The sequence below is a fragment of the Pseudoalteromonas sp. L1 genome (assembly GCF_021728095.1).
GTDB lineage: Bacteria > Pseudomonadota > Gammaproteobacteria > Enterobacterales > Alteromonadaceae > Pseudoalteromonas.
Window position 1 is genome coordinate 756274 of record NZ_JAKKCT010000001.1, and the last position, 18022, is coordinate 774295.

14 protein-coding genes and 7 tRNA genes are annotated in these 18022 nt (G+C 42.0%); 18 read left to right on the top strand and 3 right to left on the bottom strand.

Annotated elements, in window-relative coordinates; translation table 11 throughout:
- Nucleotides 1–27 precede the first annotated feature (27 nt).
- The 14 genes from tolQ to L3V38_RS03620 all read left to right on the top strand — a co-directional run bounded on the left by tolQ (nt 28) and on the right by L3V38_RS03620 (nt 7092).
- The gene (tolQ, locus tag L3V38_RS03555; protein WP_062569305.1) at nt 28–732 is read left to right on the top strand and encodes a protein TolQ; all 705 of its coding nucleotides are present in this window, start codon (nt 28–30) and stop codon (nt 730–732) included.
- The gene (tolR, locus tag L3V38_RS03560; protein WP_237118385.1) at nt 719–1144 is read left to right on the top strand and encodes a protein TolR; all 426 of its coding nucleotides are present in this window, start codon (nt 719–721) and stop codon (nt 1142–1144) included. Before tolQ ends, tolR begins: the two co-directional genes overlap by 14 nt.
- Nucleotide 1145: 1 nt before the next feature.
- Nucleotides 1146–2084, top strand: a complete 939-nt coding sequence (gene tolA / locus L3V38_RS03565) for a cell envelope integrity protein TolA (RefSeq protein WP_062569303.1) — start codon at nt 1146–1148, stop codon at nt 2082–2084.
- A gap of 9 nt (nt 2085–2093) precedes the next feature.
- Nucleotides 2094–3452: a Tol-Pal system beta propeller repeat protein TolB gene (gene tolB, locus L3V38_RS03570; RefSeq protein ID WP_237118387.1), complete on the top strand. Its 1359-nt coding sequence runs from the start codon at nt 2094–2096 to the stop codon at nt 3450–3452.
- A gap of 34 nt (nt 3453–3486) precedes the next feature.
- Nucleotides 3487–4029 (top strand): peptidoglycan-associated lipoprotein Pal, encoded by a 543-nt coding sequence (gene pal, locus L3V38_RS03575; protein WP_062569301.1) that lies wholly within the window; start codon nt 3487–3489, stop codon nt 4027–4029.
- A gap of 12 nt (nt 4030–4041) precedes the next feature.
- On the top strand, nt 4042–4791 hold the full coding sequence (ybgF, locus tag L3V38_RS03580) for a tol-pal system protein YbgF (protein ID WP_237118388.1): 750 nt from the start codon (nt 4042–4044) through the stop codon (nt 4789–4791).
- A 168-nt stretch (nt 4792–4959) separates the two neighbouring features.
- A tRNA-Lys gene (locus tag L3V38_RS03585) sits at nt 4960–5035 on the top strand.
- A 62-nt stretch (nt 5036–5097) separates the two neighbouring features.
- Nucleotides 5098–5173 (top strand) — tRNA-Lys (locus tag L3V38_RS03590).
- 53 nt (nt 5174–5226) lie between these two features.
- A tRNA-Lys gene (locus L3V38_RS03595) sits at nt 5227–5302 on the top strand.
- A 52-nt stretch (nt 5303–5354) separates the two neighbouring features.
- Nucleotides 5355–5430 (top strand) — tRNA-Lys (locus L3V38_RS03600).
- Nucleotides 5431–5480: 50 nt separating this feature from the next.
- Nucleotides 5481–5556, top strand: a tRNA-Lys gene (locus L3V38_RS03605).
- A 49-nt stretch (nt 5557–5605) separates the two neighbouring features.
- A tRNA-Lys gene (locus L3V38_RS03610) sits at nt 5606–5681 on the top strand.
- A 129-nt stretch (nt 5682–5810) separates the two neighbouring features.
- The gene (gene nadA / locus L3V38_RS03615; protein ID WP_237118390.1) at nt 5811–6851 is read left to right on the top strand and encodes a quinolinate synthase NadA; all 1041 of its coding nucleotides are present in this window, start codon (nt 5811–5813) and stop codon (nt 6849–6851) included.
- Nucleotides 6852–7004: 153 nt separating this feature from the next.
- Nucleotides 7005–7092: transfer RNA gene (locus L3V38_RS03620), tRNA-Ser, on the top strand.
- A gap of 10 nt (nt 7093–7102) precedes the next feature.
- On the opposite strand, the gene L3V38_RS03625 is transcribed toward L3V38_RS03620, so the two are convergent.
- Nucleotides 7103–7627: a hypothetical protein gene (locus L3V38_RS03625; RefSeq protein WP_237118391.1), complete on the bottom strand. Its 525-nt coding sequence runs from the start codon at nt 7625–7627 to the stop codon at nt 7103–7105.
- A 230-nt stretch (nt 7628–7857) separates the two neighbouring features.
- Between L3V38_RS03625 and L3V38_RS03630 the strand changes: the two genes are divergently transcribed.
- Nucleotides 7858–8742: an AraC family transcriptional regulator gene (locus tag L3V38_RS03630; protein WP_237118393.1), complete on the top strand. Its 885-nt coding sequence runs from the start codon at nt 7858–7860 to the stop codon at nt 8740–8742.
- Between the two features lie 26 nt (nt 8743–8768).
- Here L3V38_RS03630 and L3V38_RS03635 read toward each other — a convergent pair whose 3' ends face one another.
- Entirely contained in the window at nt 8769–9167 is a 399-nt protein-coding gene (locus L3V38_RS03635) for a DUF2750 domain-containing protein (protein ID WP_237114174.1), read from the bottom strand.
- 85 nt (nt 9168–9252) lie between these two features.
- Nucleotides 9253–9834, bottom strand: coding sequence for a TetR/AcrR family transcriptional regulator (locus L3V38_RS03640; RefSeq protein WP_237118396.1), 582 nt, complete (start codon nt 9832–9834; stop codon nt 9253–9255).
- Between the two features lie 122 nt (nt 9835–9956).
- On the opposite strand from L3V38_RS03640, the gene L3V38_RS03645 reads away from it, so the two are divergent.
- The 3 genes from L3V38_RS03645 (at nt 9957) to recB (ending at nt 18007) form a co-directional block, all read left to right on the top strand.
- The gene (locus L3V38_RS03645) at nt 9957–11000 is read left to right on the top strand and encodes an alkene reductase (RefSeq protein ID WP_237118398.1); all 1044 of its coding nucleotides are present in this window, start codon (nt 9957–9959) and stop codon (nt 10998–11000) included.
- A gap of 121 nt (nt 11001–11121) precedes the next feature.
- Nucleotides 11122–14445, top strand: a complete 3324-nt coding sequence (gene recC, locus L3V38_RS03650; protein WP_237118399.1) for an exodeoxyribonuclease V subunit gamma — start codon at nt 11122–11124, stop codon at nt 14443–14445.
- Nucleotides 14432–18007: an exodeoxyribonuclease V subunit beta gene (recB, locus tag L3V38_RS03655; RefSeq protein WP_237118400.1), complete on the top strand. Its 3576-nt coding sequence runs from the start codon at nt 14432–14434 to the stop codon at nt 18005–18007. The genes recC and recB overlap by 14 nt, the downstream gene beginning before the upstream one ends.
- The last annotated feature ends 15 nt before the right edge of the window (nt 18008–18022 follow it).

The following is an 18022-nucleotide window of genomic DNA, read 5'->3' on the forward strand; positions in this document are numbered from 1 at the left end:
TATAGAAATCTATTTTAGGAGTTTAACGTGGGATCAGGGCTTAATTTTTTAGATCTTATTCTAGAAGCCAGTGTACTTGTCCAATTAGTTATGTTGGCATTAGTCGGTATGTCGGTCATGTCATGGGCAATTATTTTTCAACGTAAAAAAGCGATTTCTGATGCACAAAATGGTGCTAAGCGTTTTGAGCAAAAATTTTGGTCTGGCGTTGATTTAAGTAAACTATATAACGAAGTTTCAGCAAGACCTGGCGGCACAACTGGTGTTGAATCATTATTTGTTGCTGGCTTCAAAGAATTTGCACGCCATAAAAAAACAACATTCCAAAGTGCTGGCATCGTTATGGAAGGTACGCATCGTTCTATGCGTGTCGCTTTATCTCGTGAAATAGAAAAATTAGAATCAAGCTTATCGTTTTTAGCAACGGTAGGTTCTATTAGTCCATACATTGGTCTGTTTGGTACTGTATGGGGTATTATGAATGCATTTATTGCATTAGGCGAAGTTAAGCAAGCTACGTTACAAATGGTTGCACCTGGTATCGCAGAAGCACTGATTGCAACGGCAATGGGTTTATTTGCGGCAATCCCAGCGGTTATCGCTTATAACCGTTTTGCAAATAAAGTTGAAAAGCTTGAGGGTAATTACATTAACTTCATGGAAGAGTTTGCCAATATTTTACACCGCCAAGCAGCTGCGCAAATAGAGGCTAAAGCGAATGTATCAGCGTAAAAAACGTCGCCCAGTAGGTGAGATAAACGTAGTACCTTACATTGACGTGATGTTAGTACTGCTTATTATATTCATGGCAACTGCGCCGCTTATTACTCATGGCGTGAAAGTTGATTTGCCGAAAATGGAAGAGTCTGATCTTGTTGATACAAAAGACACTCCGCCTATCATTGCGTCAATTGACGCTGAAGGTGAGTATTATGTAAGTATCGGCACAGATCCAGAAGCTCCTATGGAAGCGTTGGATGTTGCAGCAGTAATTAAATTACAACTGCAAAAAAATCCTGATACGCCAGTGATGATAAAAGGTTCAGGCCGTGTTTCTTACCAAGAAGTATTGCTGCTTATGGACTTTTTGAAAAACGCCGGTGTGCCGTCGGTGGGTTTAATGACTGAATCGTTTGAGGGTTAGTATGCGTGCATCAGTAATTAAATCACTTCTTTTGCACCTTGCTATTATCGTTTTTTTAGTTGCGTCAGCTAATTTCCACATGCCAGCACCTAAGGTGATGGAAGTGACACTGAACACTGCTTTGCCTGAACCAGAAAAAGCAGTATCGGCGGTGACTGTTGATCAACAAAAGGTTGAACAAAAGATTGCCGAGCTTAAAAAGCAAGAAGAAGCCAAAAAGCAAGCGGAAGCAAAACGACTTCGTGATCTTGAGCGTCGTGCTAATGATGCTCGAAAACAACGAGAGGCTGAAGACCGTCGTCTTAAAAAGCTAGAACAGCAACGCCGTGCTAAAGAAAAGGAAAAAGCAGAGGCCGAAGCACAAGCTAAAAAAGCGCGCGAAATTCAAGAAAAAGAGCGAGCGAAAGCTAAGCAAGCTGAAAAGCAAAAGCAAGAAGCTGAAGCCGCAGCAAAAGCAGCTGCAGACAAGCGTAAAGCTGAAGAAGAAGCGCTGAAAAAAGCGGAAGAAGAGCGTAAGCGTAAAGCAGCAGAAGCAGAAGCTGAGCGTAAACGTAAAGAAGCTGAAGCCGAGCGTAAACGTCAGCAGGCGCTGCAAGAGCAAATGCTTCAAGAGCAGTTAGCCGCAGAGCAAGCTGCACGAAATAAAATTCGTCAGCAACAAGTTGTTAGTGAAGTTGATAAATACAAAGCGTTGATTATGGCGCGTATTCAGCAAACTTTACTTATCGATGAAAAGATGAAGAATAAGCAATGTCGCGTTAATATTCGACTTGGCTTTAATGGGCTTGTAACACAAGTTACGTCTCTTGGTGGCGATAAGTTGGTATGTGAGGCCGCGTTACGTGCTGTACGTATGGCTGATACATTACCAGTTTCACCAGATAAAGATGTGTTTGAGCAACTGAAAAATATTAACTTAACAATTAAGCCTGAATTCTAAAGGAATGATATGTTTAACCAGATAAAAACTGTATGTTTTATTGTATTACTGGGCTTTCATGGCATTGCCAGTGCTGCACTTGAAATAGTGATTACTGAAGGTATTGACGGCGCGCGTCCAATTGCAGTCGTACCATTCAAATATCAAGGTGTAGGTCCTATCCCTGAAAAATTAAGCGCTGTTATTTCTGCGGATTTAATGCGCAGCGGCAAATTTAAACCTATTGATGTATCAACCATGCCACAGTTACCTGGTAAAGATGCTGATGTAGATTATGGCGCATGGGTAAATAAAGGTGTTGAAGCTGTACTGGTTGGTCAAGTAGAGCAGCAACCGGGTGGACGTTACTTAGTAAAGTATGAATTAATTGATGTAATTCGCGGCCAAATTACTGGCGGTCAGACAAAAATGATGGCTAACGGCAAGTTAATGCAAAGCCAAGATCATGTTCTAGATGCGCGTGAGAGTGTTATTTCTGAAAGTGGTTTTCGCCGTTATGCACATCGTATCAGCGATGTCGTTTATGAAGCACTCACAGGCGAAAAAGGTGCGTTTTTAACTAAAATTGCCTATGTTATCGTTCGTGAGGATGATGCAAAACCATATCAATTAGTTGTTGCTGACTACGACGGTTTTAATGAACAAGTATTGCTGCGTTCTAAAGAACCATTAATGTCGCCAGCATGGTCACCAGATGGAACTAAGCTTGCTTATGTAACATTTGAAAACCGCCAAAGCCAAATTTATATTCAGGATTTATACTCAGGTAAGCGTGAGTTGATTACAAGCCACCAAGGTATTAACGGTGCACCTCAATTTTCGCCTGACGGTAAAAAGCTGTTATTAGTGCTTTCTAAAGACCGCACAGGTGCCACAGAAGTCTATTTACTTGACTTAGCAACTCGCCAAGAAAGACGTTTAACAAACCATCGTAGTATAGATACTGAGCCATCTTGGTTCCCAAATGGACAAGATATTGTCTTTACGTCTGAAAGGGGTGGTAATGCTCAGATTTATAAGTTAAATTTAAAAACAGGCAGGGCTAAACGAATGACGTTTGATGGTGATATGAATTTAGCAGGTTCGATTTCACCTGACGGAAAAGAACTGGTGATGGTAAATCGTACTAATGGACAATACCATCTTGCTAAGAAAGAGCTAGCTACAGGTGCGTTCCAGGTACTAACAAGAACACGTCTGGATGAATCACCGAGTATCGCACCAAACGGCTCGATGATTATTTATAGTACGCTACATAACAATAAGCAGGTTCTGGCTTTAGTCTCTATGGATGGTCGCTTTAAGGCACGTTTACCTGTGCTTGACGGACAAGTGAAGGCACCAGCTTGGTCGCCTTACTTACAGTAATTTTACTGGTTTACTCAATATAGGAATCAATTCAATGCAACTTAATAAAACACTAAAAGGCCTGCTAATTGCTGTGCCAGTGATGACATTAGCAGCGTGTAGCTCTTCTTCTGATCTTGACGAAGGTGCTGCAAACCAATCTAACCAAGGTGCGGTTGAGCAAACAACCAACAATGATACAGTTGAAGTTGCAACGCTTACTCCTGAGCAACAAGCTGAAGAAGCACTTCGTGAGAAGTATGAAGCTTTACGTCAAGAGCAAATCATTTACTTTGGTTTTGATAACGCAAAAATCCAAAGCAAATACGCTGAGCTTTTACAAGCACACGCTGAATTCTTAGTACAAAACCCTTCTGTTAAAGTATTAATTGAAGGTCACGCGGACGAGCGTGGTACACCAGAATATAATATTGCTCTAGGTGAGCACCGTGGCCAAGCAGTTGAAAAATACCTACAAAGCCTAGGTGTATCTGCTAGCCAAATGTCGGTAGTGAGCTACGGTGAAGAGAAGCCTATGGTTAAATCTCGCACTGAAGAAGCGTTCGCTAAGAACCGTCGTGCAGTATTAGTTTACTAAGAAAGAGACATTATGAAGCCGAAAATTATTTTGGCAGCAATGATCTTAAGCGGGAGCACTCAGTTATGGGCTGCTCCCGCTCCTGTTTCAGAAGCTGCAAGCTCGCAATCGAGTATAGAGAAACGTTTATCTGCATTAGAGAATATGATGAAGTCTCGCAATTTATTACAAGCTGAACTTCAACAACAGCTTAATATTTTGCAAGACGAAGTAAGTCAGGTACGTGGTATTACAGAAGAGCAAAGCTATAAACTCGAGAAAGTTTTACAGCGTCAGCGTGAGTTGTATCAAGAAATTGAAAACCGTGTCAGTCAGGCATACTCTCAACCGGCTGTGACTCAAGCTCCATCTACTGATGTTAATGCTTCTCAAGCAATCAGTTCAGATTTATCTGAAAACGAAGCTTATGAGCGTGCTGTAGCGCTAATAATGAAAGATAAGCGTTATGAACAAGCGATCCCTGAATTTCAAAACTTCTTAACGACATACCCTAATTCAGTCTACGCTTCGAACGCACACTATTGGTTAGGTCAGCTTTTAACTATTCAAAATAATCCGACAGGTGCAACTGAGCACTTTAAAGTGGTTGTCAATGAATACCCAAATTCTAATAAGCGTCCTGATGCAATGTTAAAATTAGGAAATCTGTTAGCAGATCAAGGTTTAGCTGAACAAGCAATAAAAACCTTTAATGATTTAATTAACCAGTACCCAAGTACGACTGCTGCAAAATTAGCCACAGAACGTTTGTCGCAAATGTAGATTTGACCTGATTAGACTGCTTTTTGATATAAGCGGTCTAAAATTAGGCAACTAGACATAAAAACTTAAAAAAAGAGATATTTTCTGTTGCACTCAGCATTTAAATAAGTATTATAAGCGCCCGCAGCAGGCGATTGGTAACAACAGCCAAAGTGCGGCAAAAAGAGCGGGTCATTAGCTCAGTTGGTAGAGCAGTGGACTTTTAATCCATTGGTCGATGGTTCAAGTCCATCATGACCCACCATTTTTTTAAATGGTAATCTTTAATCGGCGGATTTACGTATTGCTTTTATAAAGCAGCAGAGCGGGTCATTAGCTCAGTTGGTAGAGCAGTGGACTTTTAATCCATTGGTCGATGGTTCAAGTCCATCATGACCCACCATTCTTTTGAATGGCTATATCGGCGGATTTACGCAGCTTAACAAGCATCAGAGCGGGTCATTAGCTCAGTTGGTAGAGCAGTGGACTTTTAATCCATTGGTCGATGGTTCAAGTCCATCATGACCCACCATTCTTTGAATGGTTATATCGGCGGATTTACGCAGCTTAACAAGCATCAGAGCGGGTCATTAGCTCAGTTGGTAGAGCAGTGGACTTTTAATCCATTGGTCGATGGTTCAAGTCCATCATGACCCACCATTCTTTTGAATGGCTATATCGGCGGATTTACGCATCTTAATATCCAGAGCGGGTCATTAGCTCAGTTGGTAGAGCAGTGGACTTTTAATCCATTGGTCGATGGTTCAAGTCCATCATGACCCACCATTCTTTGAATGGTTATATCGGCGGATTTACGCATCTTAATATCCAGAGCGGGTCATTAGCTCAGTTGGTAGAGCAGTGGACTTTTAATCCATTGGTCGATGGTTCAAGTCCATCATGACCCACCATTCTTTATTTATCTTTTCTATCTAAGTTATCCTTTATTTATCTTAACAGCTTACAGCAATACTGTTCTTTAGCGTAAGATTCTCGTATAATTCGCGCCATGAATGCACTGTGGACTAAGTGGTCGAGAAATGAGTCTAGCTGAACAAATTATGCCTGAAGATTATATCTTCCCTCCAAAGCCTGCGCCGTTATCAAAAGACGAGCAAGCTGAGTATAAGGCACGTATCAAACAATTATTAAAAGATAAGAACGCCGTTCTTGTTGCCCATTATTACACTGATCCTGAAATTCAAGCGCTTGCTGAAGAAACCGGTGGTTGTGTTGCTGACTCATTAGAGATGGCACGTTTTGGTGCAAAGCATGACGCTGATGTTATTGTGGTGGCAGGTGTTCGTTTCATGGGTGAAACGGCTAAAATCCTAACGCCCAATAAAACAGTAGTGATGCCTACATTGGCTGCAACCTGTTCGTTAGACGTAGGCTGCCCAATTGATGAGTTCTCAGCGTTTTGTGATCAGCACCCCGATCGCAAAGTCGTTGTATACGCGAATACGTCAACAGCTGTTAAAGCGCGTGCAGATTGGATTGTTACCTCATCATGTGCTCTTGAAATTGTTGAGCACCTTGATGAGCAAGGCGAAAAAATCATTTGGGGCCCTGATAAACACCTAGGTTCTTACATTCAAAAGAACACAGGTGCCGATATGATCATGTGGAATGGCGCCTGTATCGTTCATGATGAGTTTAAAACCAAAGCACTTAAGGATATGAAAGCCTTACACCCAGATGCGGCTGTATTGGTTCACCCAGAGTCTCCTGCGGAGATTGTTGACCTTGCTGATGCGGTTGGCTCAACAAGTCAGCTTATTAAAGCTGCGCAAACCATGGACAATAAAAAGTTTATCGTAGCGACTGACCGTGGCATTTTCTACAAAATGCAGCAGTTATGCCCAGAGAAAGAATTCTTTGAAGCACCAACAGCCGGTGAAGGCGCAACATGTAAAAGCTGTGCACATTGCCCGTGGATGGCAATGAATGGCTTAAAAGCAATTGAAGAAGCACTGACAGACCCAGAGGGTAAAGAAGTGTTTGTTGATATGGACTTACGCGAAGGCGCCTTAAAGTCGCTTAACCGTATGTTGGACTTCTCTGCATCATTACAGCGTTAATAACACGTGCAGTGAATATGAAAGGCAAGGTATTTTATTTACCTTGCCTTTTTTGTTTAATTACTAATCGCTTAATCACAGTATTTTAAAAAGCCCTTGCGTCTGTAGGGTTGTTTTCATACTATAACGCCGCGCTTAACTCAAAGCGCCTTAGGTGACGTGTCCGAGTGGCTGAAGGAGCACGCCTGGAAAGTGTGTATACGGCAACGTATCGAGAGTTCGAATCTCTCCGTCACCGCCATTTCTTAAATTTACCCCACCATAGCAAAGTGCTTTTCGAGATTACATTTAGCACGCATGGCAATATTGCTACTGACTTTTCTAGCAAGTTCTATCACTAACAATTCAAGTTGTTCACGGCTATAACCAAGTAATACACAGCGCTTAAGTTGCTCACTTACTAAACTGCTGGCATCGTCCAGCGCAAATAGTGCGCCTAAAGAAGCAAGCTCAAATACGGTGTTGTTTTGCTGCTCGATGCCAAAAGGTAGCTGACCAAATGTGAGTGCGGTTTTTAGTTGCTGCTCTGTGCGCTTGATAAGTAACGTATTTGAACCTTGAATATCATCAAGCGACTTTAAAATCTCTAGCGCCATCAGTGATTTTGGCACCCCAGAATACACACTAATATGCGGTAAAATATCACATAACTCTTGCATTGATACGCCATCATTCAATGCGTGCTGACATGCTCGTTTTAACAAAGGCTTGTCATGAACGGTGACCAAAGCAGCGATCGCGACAAACACAAATAAATCCGTGTTGTTTAGGCTCATAATTTCTCTTTTGATTTTTAGGTATTGAATATATTGAGGTTTTGTAGCAGTGGTTGATTGCAAAGACTATGCAATCGAAAATGTGAAAATATATTATGGTCGATAACAGATGTTTATGCTTGCTATAAATGATTTAATTTTTGCCTAAAATAACGAACCATCATCATAAACACTCCTAAGCTTAAATTACGGTGATACACTTAAATGAGTAATTAAAAGAGGTAGGCTAGATGCGTCAGGCATTAATTGAAGCAGTAAAAGCGATTGCACTTGAAGATGGTAATTTTGAAACAACGATTCCTGAGTTACTCGTTTACAGACGAAGTGAAGTGTCGTTACCCATGGCCTGCGTATATCAATTAGGTTTGGGCATTAGCTTACAAGGCTCAAAACGTGTTGTGCTTAGCGAGCACAGTTATGATTATACGGATGGCCAATCATTGGTGACATCGGTTGATGTGCCTGTTACGTCACATATTACTCGTGCCAGTAAAGAGCAGCCATTTTATGGCTTGTACCTACGCTTAGATGTCCATGAAATAAGTCACATTGTTGCTGAAATGGAATTCGCAGGGCAAGACAAGTTTCCTAAACACCAAGCTATGTCGGTGGTTGATACTGATAACGGCTTGCTTGATGCTTTGCTGAGACTTATCAAACTCGACAATGAGCCATTGCTAAAAGCTAATTTAGCGCCACTGATCAAAAAAGAAATTATATTGCGCTTGTTAAATAGCCCGCATAGCCCTTATTTAAGGCAAATTGTGATGTCTGGTTCAGCTCATCAAAAAATAGCCAAGACCTTATGTTGGTTGAAAGAAAACTTCAGTAGCCAATTTTCGATTGATGATTTAGCCCGTGATGCGCACATGAGTCCTTCAACATTTAGGCTGCACTTTCGGGATGTTGTTAAAATGAGCCCGTTACAGTATGTAAAAAACTTACGACTGCAGGCGGCAAGGCAAATTATGCTCAATGAACGCATTGATGTAGGTTCTGCGGCGCTTAAAGTAGGTTATGAAAGCGCATCGCAATTTAGTCGCGAGTACACACGCTTTTTTGGCAAACCACCCATAAAAGATATTTCGGCACTGCGTTTACAGCAAACTGCATAAATAAGGGAGCTTAAAGCTCCCATAATTTAAAATCGTCTTTTTGGCATTCTCAGTTGTGAGTCAAACTCATCGGGGAATAAAATTGTGCCGTCATCTTCATCAGTTGGAAACACGGCAATTAATAAGTCGTCTTGTTCAAGGCCAGGTGTCCAGCGGCTTAACCAGTCTTTTATTGGTATGGCTTTTGGCGTGCAATCTTGCCATTCACCGGTTGCCCAGCTTTGTGCAAATTCGCGGCTAGGCCATACAGGTACGCAGTCGTCGTCTTCATTTGAGAGCATGACGCAGCCATGTTCATCATTGAGGATCCACACTTGTTTGAACTCTTGAACCGTTTCAAACATATAAGCGAGTCGTTTTTTAGCGCCTAAAGCGAGAATAGTATCAAACTCAGTTTCAACACGTTTAGCAGTTGCATTATTCATGACAGGCTCACTCTTTTAGTTATACACAGCTACACCTTAATCATAAGGTGATAAATAAATATGACAAGTAAAGTTATTAGGTAAATTAATTTATTAATGCAACGAATAGATCATCAGCAAGTTGCTGCAGAGCCTTAGAATCTTGATTTGTTAGCGCATAGGTACGAATGCCGTATATGCCCATTACTAAAAAGCGCGCTAGTTGCTGTGGCGTTTTACTCGTTGTAAATTCGTTATTATCCAGCGCCTTTTGCAGTTGCTCGGCAAGAGTATTTTCGTAAGCATTTAAGTTACCACGCAGTACACTGCAAATTTGTGGATCGTTGCCTTCAACTTCAGAAATACTCTTGGTAAGCAAACACACTTTAGCAACTTCACCTTCAATACATTCATCAACAATCACAGTTAAGTAATGTTTGAGGGTCGATAAAATAGATTGTTGCTTATTGAAAAGCGCTGTAAATTGCTGGTTTCTATCTTTTTGATATTGCTCGGTGGCGGCTAAAAACAAGCCTTTTTTATTGCCATAAGCCGCGTAAATAGAACCCGGATGAAGATGAGTCACTTCCTTTAACTTTTGCATACTTGTCTTGGCATAACCATGTTGCATAAAGGCATGCATGGCTTGGCGTAGTACAAATTCAGTATCAAATTCAGCAGTTCTCATTTGGGTTCCTCGGTGCTTATTGGGTGAAGTTTACGTAATCTTGAACGATTATTCAAAATAAACCTTGAAGTATGTTTGTTTCGCCCTTATCTTGAATGTATGTTCAAGATAAGGATAAAACCATGACAACCAATTTACTTTCTCCATTTAAACTAAATGACAGCATTGAGCTGCAAAACCGTGTACTAATGGCACCCCTTACGCGTTGTATGAGCGACGATAATCTCGTACCTACCCAAGCGATGGTTGATTATTATGCCCGCCGTGCTGATGTTGGTTTAATTATTAGTGAAGCAACCATTATCCGCCCAGATGCACAGGGCTACCCAAATACACCGGGGTTGTTTACCAGCGAACAGATTCAGGGCTGGAAAAAAGTCACCGATGCGGTGCACGCGAAAGGCGGCAAGATGTTTGCTCAGCTTTGGCATGTAGGCCGTGTTGCTCATCCACACTTTTTTGGTGGGGATGTACTGGCACCCTCAGCAATCGGTGTTGAAGGGACTGTTCCTCGTATGCGCGAACTTACTTATGTTACGCCAAAGGCTGCAACCATTGAAGATATCCAAGGTTTAATTACTGATTACGCAAAAGCGGCCGAAAACGCTATTGAAGCAGGTTTTGATGGGGTGGAAATTCATGGTGCAAATGGTTACTTGATTGATCAATTTTTACATTTTGCTGCCAACCAACGTGAAGACCAATACGGTCAAACACCAGAAAACATGTCACGTTTTGCTCTTGAAGTCGTCGATGCTGTAATTGCTGCAATTGGTGCAGATAAAACAGCGTTACGCTTATCACCTGGTGCATACTTTAATATGGATGAAGACAACCGTGATAAAGCCGTGTTCGATTATTTATTAGCGGCTCTTGAAAGTCGCCATCTAGCTTATCTTCATGGCGGTATTTTTGACGACAGTATGCGTTTTGCAAGCTTAGAAGACAAAACGACGTCTGAATACTTACGTAGTGCGTACAAAGGCACCTTAGTGGGAGTGGGTAGTTACACGTTTGAATCAGCAAAAGAGTCAATTGAGAATGATCAATTTGATTTAATTGCGATTGGTCGCCCATTCATTGCGAACTCAGATTACATTAGTAAAGTTAAAAATGGTGAAGCGTTAACACCATACAGCGACGAAATGCTGGCAGAACTAATTTAATTTCATAGGCAGCTTAAATTGTCACCTAAGTATTCGCTTAGGTGACGCTTATACCTATCCCATCTAATTAAAATATCTTACACTGTGTCAATTAGTTAGTTTCAGGCAAGGACAGTGTAAAGTGCTGAATATAATTCAATCAAATCGCATGGAAGCACTGCAAGCGCGGTTTCACGCGCTGCTTAAAGTTAATCCGTTAACAAGTCCCTTTAAAAAAGAAATTGTGCTTGTGCAGTCACCGGGTATGTCGCAGTGGCTAAAAATAGGTTTAAGTGAACACTTAGGGATTGCCGCTCAGGTCGATTTTCCGCTGCCTTCGAGTTTTATTTGGCAGCTTTACCAACAATTATTGCCTGATGTACCCAGTGAATCTCCGTATAACAAAACTAACCTTGCTTGGAAGCTGTTTGCGATTTTACCAAACTGCATTGATGAGCCGCTGTATTTACCACTCAAAACCTATTTAGATGGTGACAGTGAAGGGCAAAAAACGTTTGCCTTGTGCGAGAAAATTGCCGACGTTTATGACCAATACTTAATGTATCGCCCCAATTGGATTGCCACTTGGGAGCAGGGCATCGATGAGCTTGATGATGTTGATGTAGGCATTGCGCCATGGCAACCAGATCTTTGGCGTAAGCTGGTGGCGCACAGTAAAGAGCTTGGGCAAAGCCAATATCACCGCGCCAATATGCAAGACAAACTCCTTGCAGCCCTTGAAAAAATGGACGCAAGCCAATTACCTGAGCGTATTAGCTTATTTGGTATTTCTGCAATTGCGAGCAGCCAGCTTGAAGTATTTCAAGCCATTGCGAAAAAAACGCAGGTATTTTTGTTTTTCTTCAACCCGAGTGAACATTACTGGGGCGACACACTCGATGAAAAAACAGCAGCCAAGATTGCTGCTAAATATGCCAAACGCCCGCAGTTGCAAGCGCTTGAAGACAGCGTTAAAAACCCTGATCACGAGTACTTTTTTATTGGTAACCCGTTACTCTCGTCGTGGGGTAAATTAGGCCGAGACTATTTTGAGCAGTTACTACAACTTGACGCGCAGTGGCTTGACGGATTCGATAACGAGTTTGATCAAAGCTTGCTATCGCAAATTCAGTCTGAAATTTACCAATTAGCTTTTAAAGGTGAATCACTAACGCCTGATAAAGAATGGTTTATTAATGACGAAGGCAAATTGCCGATTCAGACTGATGACACCAGTATTGTGCTGAGCGATTGTCACACGCCACTTCGTGAAGTCGAACGACTACACGATTACTTGCTTAACTTATTCAATGAAAATAAAGCGCTAACACCGAAAGATATTATTGTAATGATGCCAGATGTTGGCACATACAGCCCGTATATTGAGGCGGTGTTTGGTGGTGCAGAGGGGCGACGCTTTATCCCTTATGCGTTAGCCGATTTAGCCATAGAGCAAGAAAAACCTGTGCTGAGTTCGTTTGCTAGTTTAGCTGATTTACCATACTCACGCTTTGGTGTGTCTGACATTCTTGATTTACTGCAAGTCACGCAAATTGCCGAAAAATTTAACCTCGAAGCACATGAGTATGAGCAAATAGGTTTTTGGCTTGAACGCGTTGGCGTTAAATGGGGCTTAGATGCCGCTCACAAAGACAGTTTTGGCTTACCCGCAATAGATTTAAATACCTGGCAACATGGCTTAAACCGCTTGTTATTAGGAGTTGCACAACGTGATGAACAACTGCCTTTCTCGGGGATTTACAGTGCCGATGAAGTTGAAGGCATGGCACTGAATACCTTAAATAAACTCATTGAATTTATTGATGTACTGGCCCGTTATAAAGCCAAGCTGCAAGCTGATGCACCACTTAACGAAAAAGCTGAAATTCTAAAAGAGTTATTAAGCGATATATACAGTGATGAAGGTGAACAAAGCTGGGATTTATTAGTGCTGCAAAAAGTGCTCGATACACTGATTAAGCATTATGACAATGGCGATTACCAACAAGCTGTTTCGCAGCGTATTGTGAGTTACTTGGTTAAACAAGGTATTCAAGAAAAAGGTGTAGGGCAGCGCTTTTTAGTGGGGCAAGTTAACTTTTGTACGCTGATGCCAATGCGTGCAGTGCCATTTAAAGTGGTGTGCATGCTAGGTTTAAATGATGCAGATTACCCACGTACAGTTCAGCCAATTGGTTTTGACTTAGTGCCTTTCTCAAAACGCCAAAAAGGCGACCGCTCTCGCAAACTTGATGACCGATACCTGTTTTTAGAAGCGATTTTAAGTGCCCGTGAGAATCTATACATCAGTTATATTGGCCGTTCTTGCTTTGATAACCAACCAAGAATGCCCTCAACTTTAGTAAGCGAGCTTTTGGAATACATAGCCCGTAGTTTTGAATTTGCTGATAAAGACACTCACTTAAAGCTACCAGAGGCGCTAATTAATTATCAGCACTTACAGCCATTTAACCCAGCTTATTATCTAACAGAGAAAACCGATGACGAGCAAAAAGCAAATAAACCGCTAGCCACACAATTACACAGCTATAACCCCGTGTGGATGCCAGCTCAACCTGTTAATCCTGAGCCACAGCAAGCGCTTAGTGTTCAGCCAGAAAGCAGTGTTGAGTTAACTCAGTTTATTCGCAGTATTTGCCAGCCGCACGAGAGCTTTTATCAGCAAAGTTTGGGGTTACGCTTACCGCAATTTAACGATATTGCTAAAGATGAAGAGCCATTTAGTTTAGACGCATTACGCCGCTACTTTTACCTCGATGAAATTCTCGAAGCGAGCATTCAAGAGCTACCGCTTAACAAAGCACAAATAATGCAGCGTGGTGAGTTACCCCAAGCCCATGTTGGCGACCTTGTGTTTGAAAGTATGCAGCACCGAGTTGATGCGCTTGCAGGGCAAGTGAAAGCGCATATTCAAGGTGATGAAGCATTACCCGTTGAAGTAAATATTAAAATAGCCAATACCACACTAGAGGGTTGGTTAAATCATATTTATGGTCAAAAACAGGTGTTTTATCGCACCGCCAGTATTAAAGCAAAAGATGTAATTCGTGGCTTTGTGCATCATTTAGCGGCGCAAATAATGGGTCAACCTGTTGAAACCCTTATTCTTGGGTTAGACAAGCAAATTAGTTTTTCACCCTTGTCAGAAGACGATGCCCGCAAGTATTTAAACGATTGGTTCTCGCTTTATGAAACGCTTTTAACTCGCCCAGTGGCGTTCTTTCCGGTCAGTGGTTACGAGTACATAAAAACAGATAAAGACATGGTCAAAGCAAACAATAAATTCGCGCCGCAATACATAGGCATGGGTGAGGGTGAAAATCCGTATATTCGGTTAACCATAAAGAGTCTTAAAGACTGTGAAGAAGAGTTTATAAAATGGAGCGAGCTGCTGTTATCGCCAGTTGTTGAATTAGCACAGGAGGCAGATCATGCAAACGCTTAATCCAATGAGTATGGCGCTGTGTGGGCAAAGCCTTATTGAAGCCAGTGCCGGTACAGGTAAAACCTATACCATCACAGGTTTGTATTTACGGTATTTGTTGGGCTTACAAAAAGCGACCGGTGAAGATGAAGCATTGAATACGCCGCTTAGTGTTGAGCAAATACTGGTGGTGACCTTCACTGAAGCTGCAACCCAAGAAATTAAAGACCGTGTGCGGGCGCGTATAATCAATGCCAGAGATGCACTGCTTGGCAAAAAGCCCGATGATGAGCTGATTGAGCAAGTAATAAATGAGGTGAGCGATAAACACGCCGCATTTGATTTATTAGACGCTGCGGCAAAGTCGATGGATGAAGCCGCTATATTCACCATTCATGGCTTTTGTCAGCGAATGCTGAAACAACATGCTTTTGAATCCGGCGTGGCGTTTAACTTAGAGTTTATTTTAGATGAGCGAGAGCTTATTCAAGAAACCCTTAATGACTTTTGGCGTGCCTTTGTTTATCCACAATCAAAAGAGCGCACGCAAGCAATTACCGATATTTTCCCAGTGCCGGCGTCACTGTATTCACAGGTGGTGAGTTTACTTAATAAACAAGGGGCAACAATTACCCCAGAGTACGACCTTGATGTAATATGGCAAGCGCGCGATAACTTTGTGGCAAAAGTACCGGCATTTAAAAAAGCGTGCCGTGAGAGTGAGTTTATTAATGCTGTAAAAGCATCTGATTTAAGTGGTTCAAAAACCCCAGGTCGAAAAAACAGCCTTGCAGCGCTTGAAGAATACTTAAGCAATGACGAGTTGTTTTTTGTATTTGGTACCAGTAAATACTCGTTTGAAGTATGGGGCACAGAGAGTTTAAGCGACCCTGCAAATTACAAGAAAAACGGCAGCTTACTTAGTCATGCAATGCTGGCTCAGTTTGATGAAATGGCCACACTCAGTAGCCTTATCAACAATGGATTGAAAATTGCGATAGTGCAATACGCAGCTAAATGGGTGGCAAATGCATTAGTTAAACGTAAGCAAGAACAAGGCGTTATTACTCCAGATGATTTACTGAGTAACTTGCATCATGCACTTTTAAGTGAGCAAGGCCACGCATTAAGTGAAAAAATTGCCGCTTTGTTTCCAGTTGCCATGATTGACGAATTCCAAGATACCGACCCAGTTCAATATGGCATTTTTAGCCGCATTTATGGCATTAAAAACACCACGCTTGCCATGATAGGTGACCCAAAACAGGCAATTTATGGTTTCCGTGGTGCAGATATTTTTACTTATATTGGCGCAAAACAAGCCGTTTCAGATGACAAGCAATACACCCTAGATACCAACTACCGCTCAAGTGAAGGGGTTGTTGATAGCGTAAATCGCTTATTTGCTAAAAATGACAATAGCTTTATTTATAACGATGCAATCCCATTTCAAAAGGTCAATGCTAAAGGAAAACAGCAAGACAAAGCGTTTTTAATAAACGGTGAGATGCCCAGTGCGTTTGAATTTTCGGTGTTTGTTGATGAATACGGCGAAGCTAACAACAAGCCAACCAGCAAAGGGGTGGCTCAACAGGCATTGGCTTTGCAATATACGAAAAAAATTACTGAGCTACTCAAGCAAGCTAATGCAGGGCATGCAACCATTGCAGGAAAGCCTCTCACGGCCGCTGATATCTGTGTGTTAGTGCGTGACCGCAACGAAGCACAGTTGATGAAAACTGCACTAGCAGAAGCCGCCATTGCCAGCGTGTATTTATCCCGTGATAGTGTTTTTAACCAAGAGCTTAGTCATCATTTACTTAACTTTTTAACGGCATTGCATGGTCAGTATGATGAGTCATTACTGCGTGGTGTACTAGCAGGGCCATTGTTTTGCTTAAGCTACAACCGCATTTATGAGCTTCACGAAAATGAAAGCGCATGGCAAGAGCATTTAAACTTTTTTGCTCAGCTTGCTCACATTTGGCATAAACAGGGCGCTATGGCGATGCTCGAGCGTTTATTAAGCCATAATCAGCTTGCAGCGCGTTGGCAAGGCTTAGGCTACAACGTTGAGCGCTGGCTCACCGATTTCCGCCATTTAGGGGAAATATTACAGCAAAAGCAAATTGAGCTTGAGGGAACCCATCGATTGCTGCGTTGGTTTGCGCAAAAAGTCAGTCAACAAGATGGTGAAGCGGTGCAAGTACGCCTAGAAAGCGATGCTAATTTGGTGAAAATTGTCACCATGCACGCCTCAAAAGGCTTAGAGTACCCGATTGTATTCATGCCGTTTGCCTGTGGTTATCGCGAAAGCAAAGAAGCCCTTTACCATAAAGACGGTAAGCTGATTTATGACCTTGTTAAAAGTGACGACGCAATGCAAAAAGCAGAGCAAGAGCGCTTGGCTGAAGACTTACGCTTGCTTTATGTTGCACTGACTCGTGCCGTGCATTTTTGTTCTGTGGGTATGTATAACATTTCGCAAGGTCGCAGTGCTCGCCCAGGCATTCAAAGTACTAGCATTGGTCACGTATTATTTGCAGGTTTAGAGATCAAATCGGGCGATGAATGGCGCGCATTGTTACAACAATTTTGTGAAGGCTCTGCGCACATGCACTATGAGGCGTTTAGCCAAGCAGATGAGCTTGAAAAGTTAACATTTGCTGGCGCTGACAGTGAGCAAGCCTATCAAGTTAATACTGTTAAAGCAGACATTCAGCGTGATTGGCGCTCAACCAGCTTTAGTAGCTTAACGCTGAAAAAGCATACTGATCATATCGAGCTTGGTCGCAGTGATGAAGACCACGAAAAAGATGAATTTTTGGCCCAAAATGCCAATGCTTTAACACCTTACAGTTTCCCTAAAGGGGCAAAACCAGGTAGTTGTTTGCATGAAATATTTGAGCAATTAGACTTTACCGACCCTTATGCGTTAACGCGTCCAGCGAGTGAGCAAGGCGACCACGCACTTGATAAAGTGATCAAAACGTTATTCGAAAAATACCATATTGACGATAGCTGGCAGGAAATGACGGAGCAGTGGATCCTTGCTGCACTGAATTGCCCATTAAACGATAAAGGGCTTAGTTTATCAGTACTTGAGCCTGATACCTGTTTGGTCGAAATGGAATTTAACTTACCGCTGTTATCACTCTCAAGCGATAAGCTTAACCAAGTGTTAGTAAAACATTTTAACTTACTTGGGCAGCTTGATTTTAGTGAGGTGCAAGGCTTACTAAAAGGCTTTATAGATTTAATATTTTGCTGGCAGGGTAAGTATTATATTCTTGATTATAAATCGAACTTTTTAGGCAATAGTGCGGCTGACTACCAACATGAGCAACTAGAGCAAGCCATGACGAGTCACCAGTATCATTTGCAGTATTTAATTTATACCGTAGCACTGCACCGTTTATTAAAACAACGTATTCAAGATTACGATAGCGACACGCATTTAGGCGGTGTTTACTACACCTTCTTACGTGGTATGAGCGAAGGACAAGGGGTGTATTTTAATCAGCTAACAAAACAGCAGATAACTGAGCTTGATAGCTTATTCGCACAAGGAGCCATGCTATGAGTCAACTGACATTCG

What these genes read in the sequence shown, in the direction of transcription:
- tolA (WP_062569303.1), top strand. Translation starts at nt 1,146, where the DNA reads ATGCGTGCATCAGTAATTAAATCACTTCTTTTGCACCTTGCTATTATC.
- L3V38_RS03630 (WP_237118393.1), top strand. Translation starts at nt 7,858, where the DNA reads ATGCGTCAGGCATTAATTGAAGCAGTAAAAGCGATTGCACTTGAAGAT.
- pal (WP_062569301.1), top strand. Translation starts at nt 3,487, where the DNA reads ATGCAACTTAATAAAACACTAAAAGGCCTGCTAATTGCTGTGCCAGTG.
- L3V38_RS03635 (WP_237114174.1), bottom strand. Translation starts at nt 9,167, where the DNA reads ATGAATAATGCAACTGCTAAACGTGTTGAAACTGAGTTTGATACTATT.
- ybgF (WP_237118388.1), top strand. Translation starts at nt 4,042, where the DNA reads ATGAAGCCGAAAATTATTTTGGCAGCAATGATCTTAAGCGGGAGCACT.
- nadA (WP_237118390.1), top strand. Translation starts at nt 5,811, where the DNA reads ATGAGTCTAGCTGAACAAATTATGCCTGAAGATTATATCTTCCCTCCA.
- L3V38_RS03625 (WP_237118391.1), bottom strand. Translation starts at nt 7,627, where the DNA reads ATGAGCCTAAACAACACGGATTTATTTGTGTTTGTCGCGATCGCTGCT.
- L3V38_RS03640 (WP_237118396.1), bottom strand. Translation starts at nt 9,834, where the DNA reads ATGAGAACTGCTGAATTTGATACTGAATTTGTACTACGCCAAGCCATG.
- L3V38_RS03645 (WP_237118398.1), top strand. Translation starts at nt 9,957, where the DNA reads ATGACAACCAATTTACTTTCTCCATTTAAACTAAATGACAGCATTGAG.
- recB (WP_237118400.1), top strand. Translation starts at nt 14,432, where the DNA reads ATGCAAACGCTTAATCCAATGAGTATGGCGCTGTGTGGGCAAAGCCTT.
- tolB (WP_237118387.1), top strand. Translation starts at nt 2,094, where the DNA reads ATGTTTAACCAGATAAAAACTGTATGTTTTATTGTATTACTGGGCTTT.
- tolR (WP_237118385.1), top strand. Translation starts at nt 719, where the DNA reads ATGTATCAGCGTAAAAAACGTCGCCCAGTAGGTGAGATAAACGTAGTA.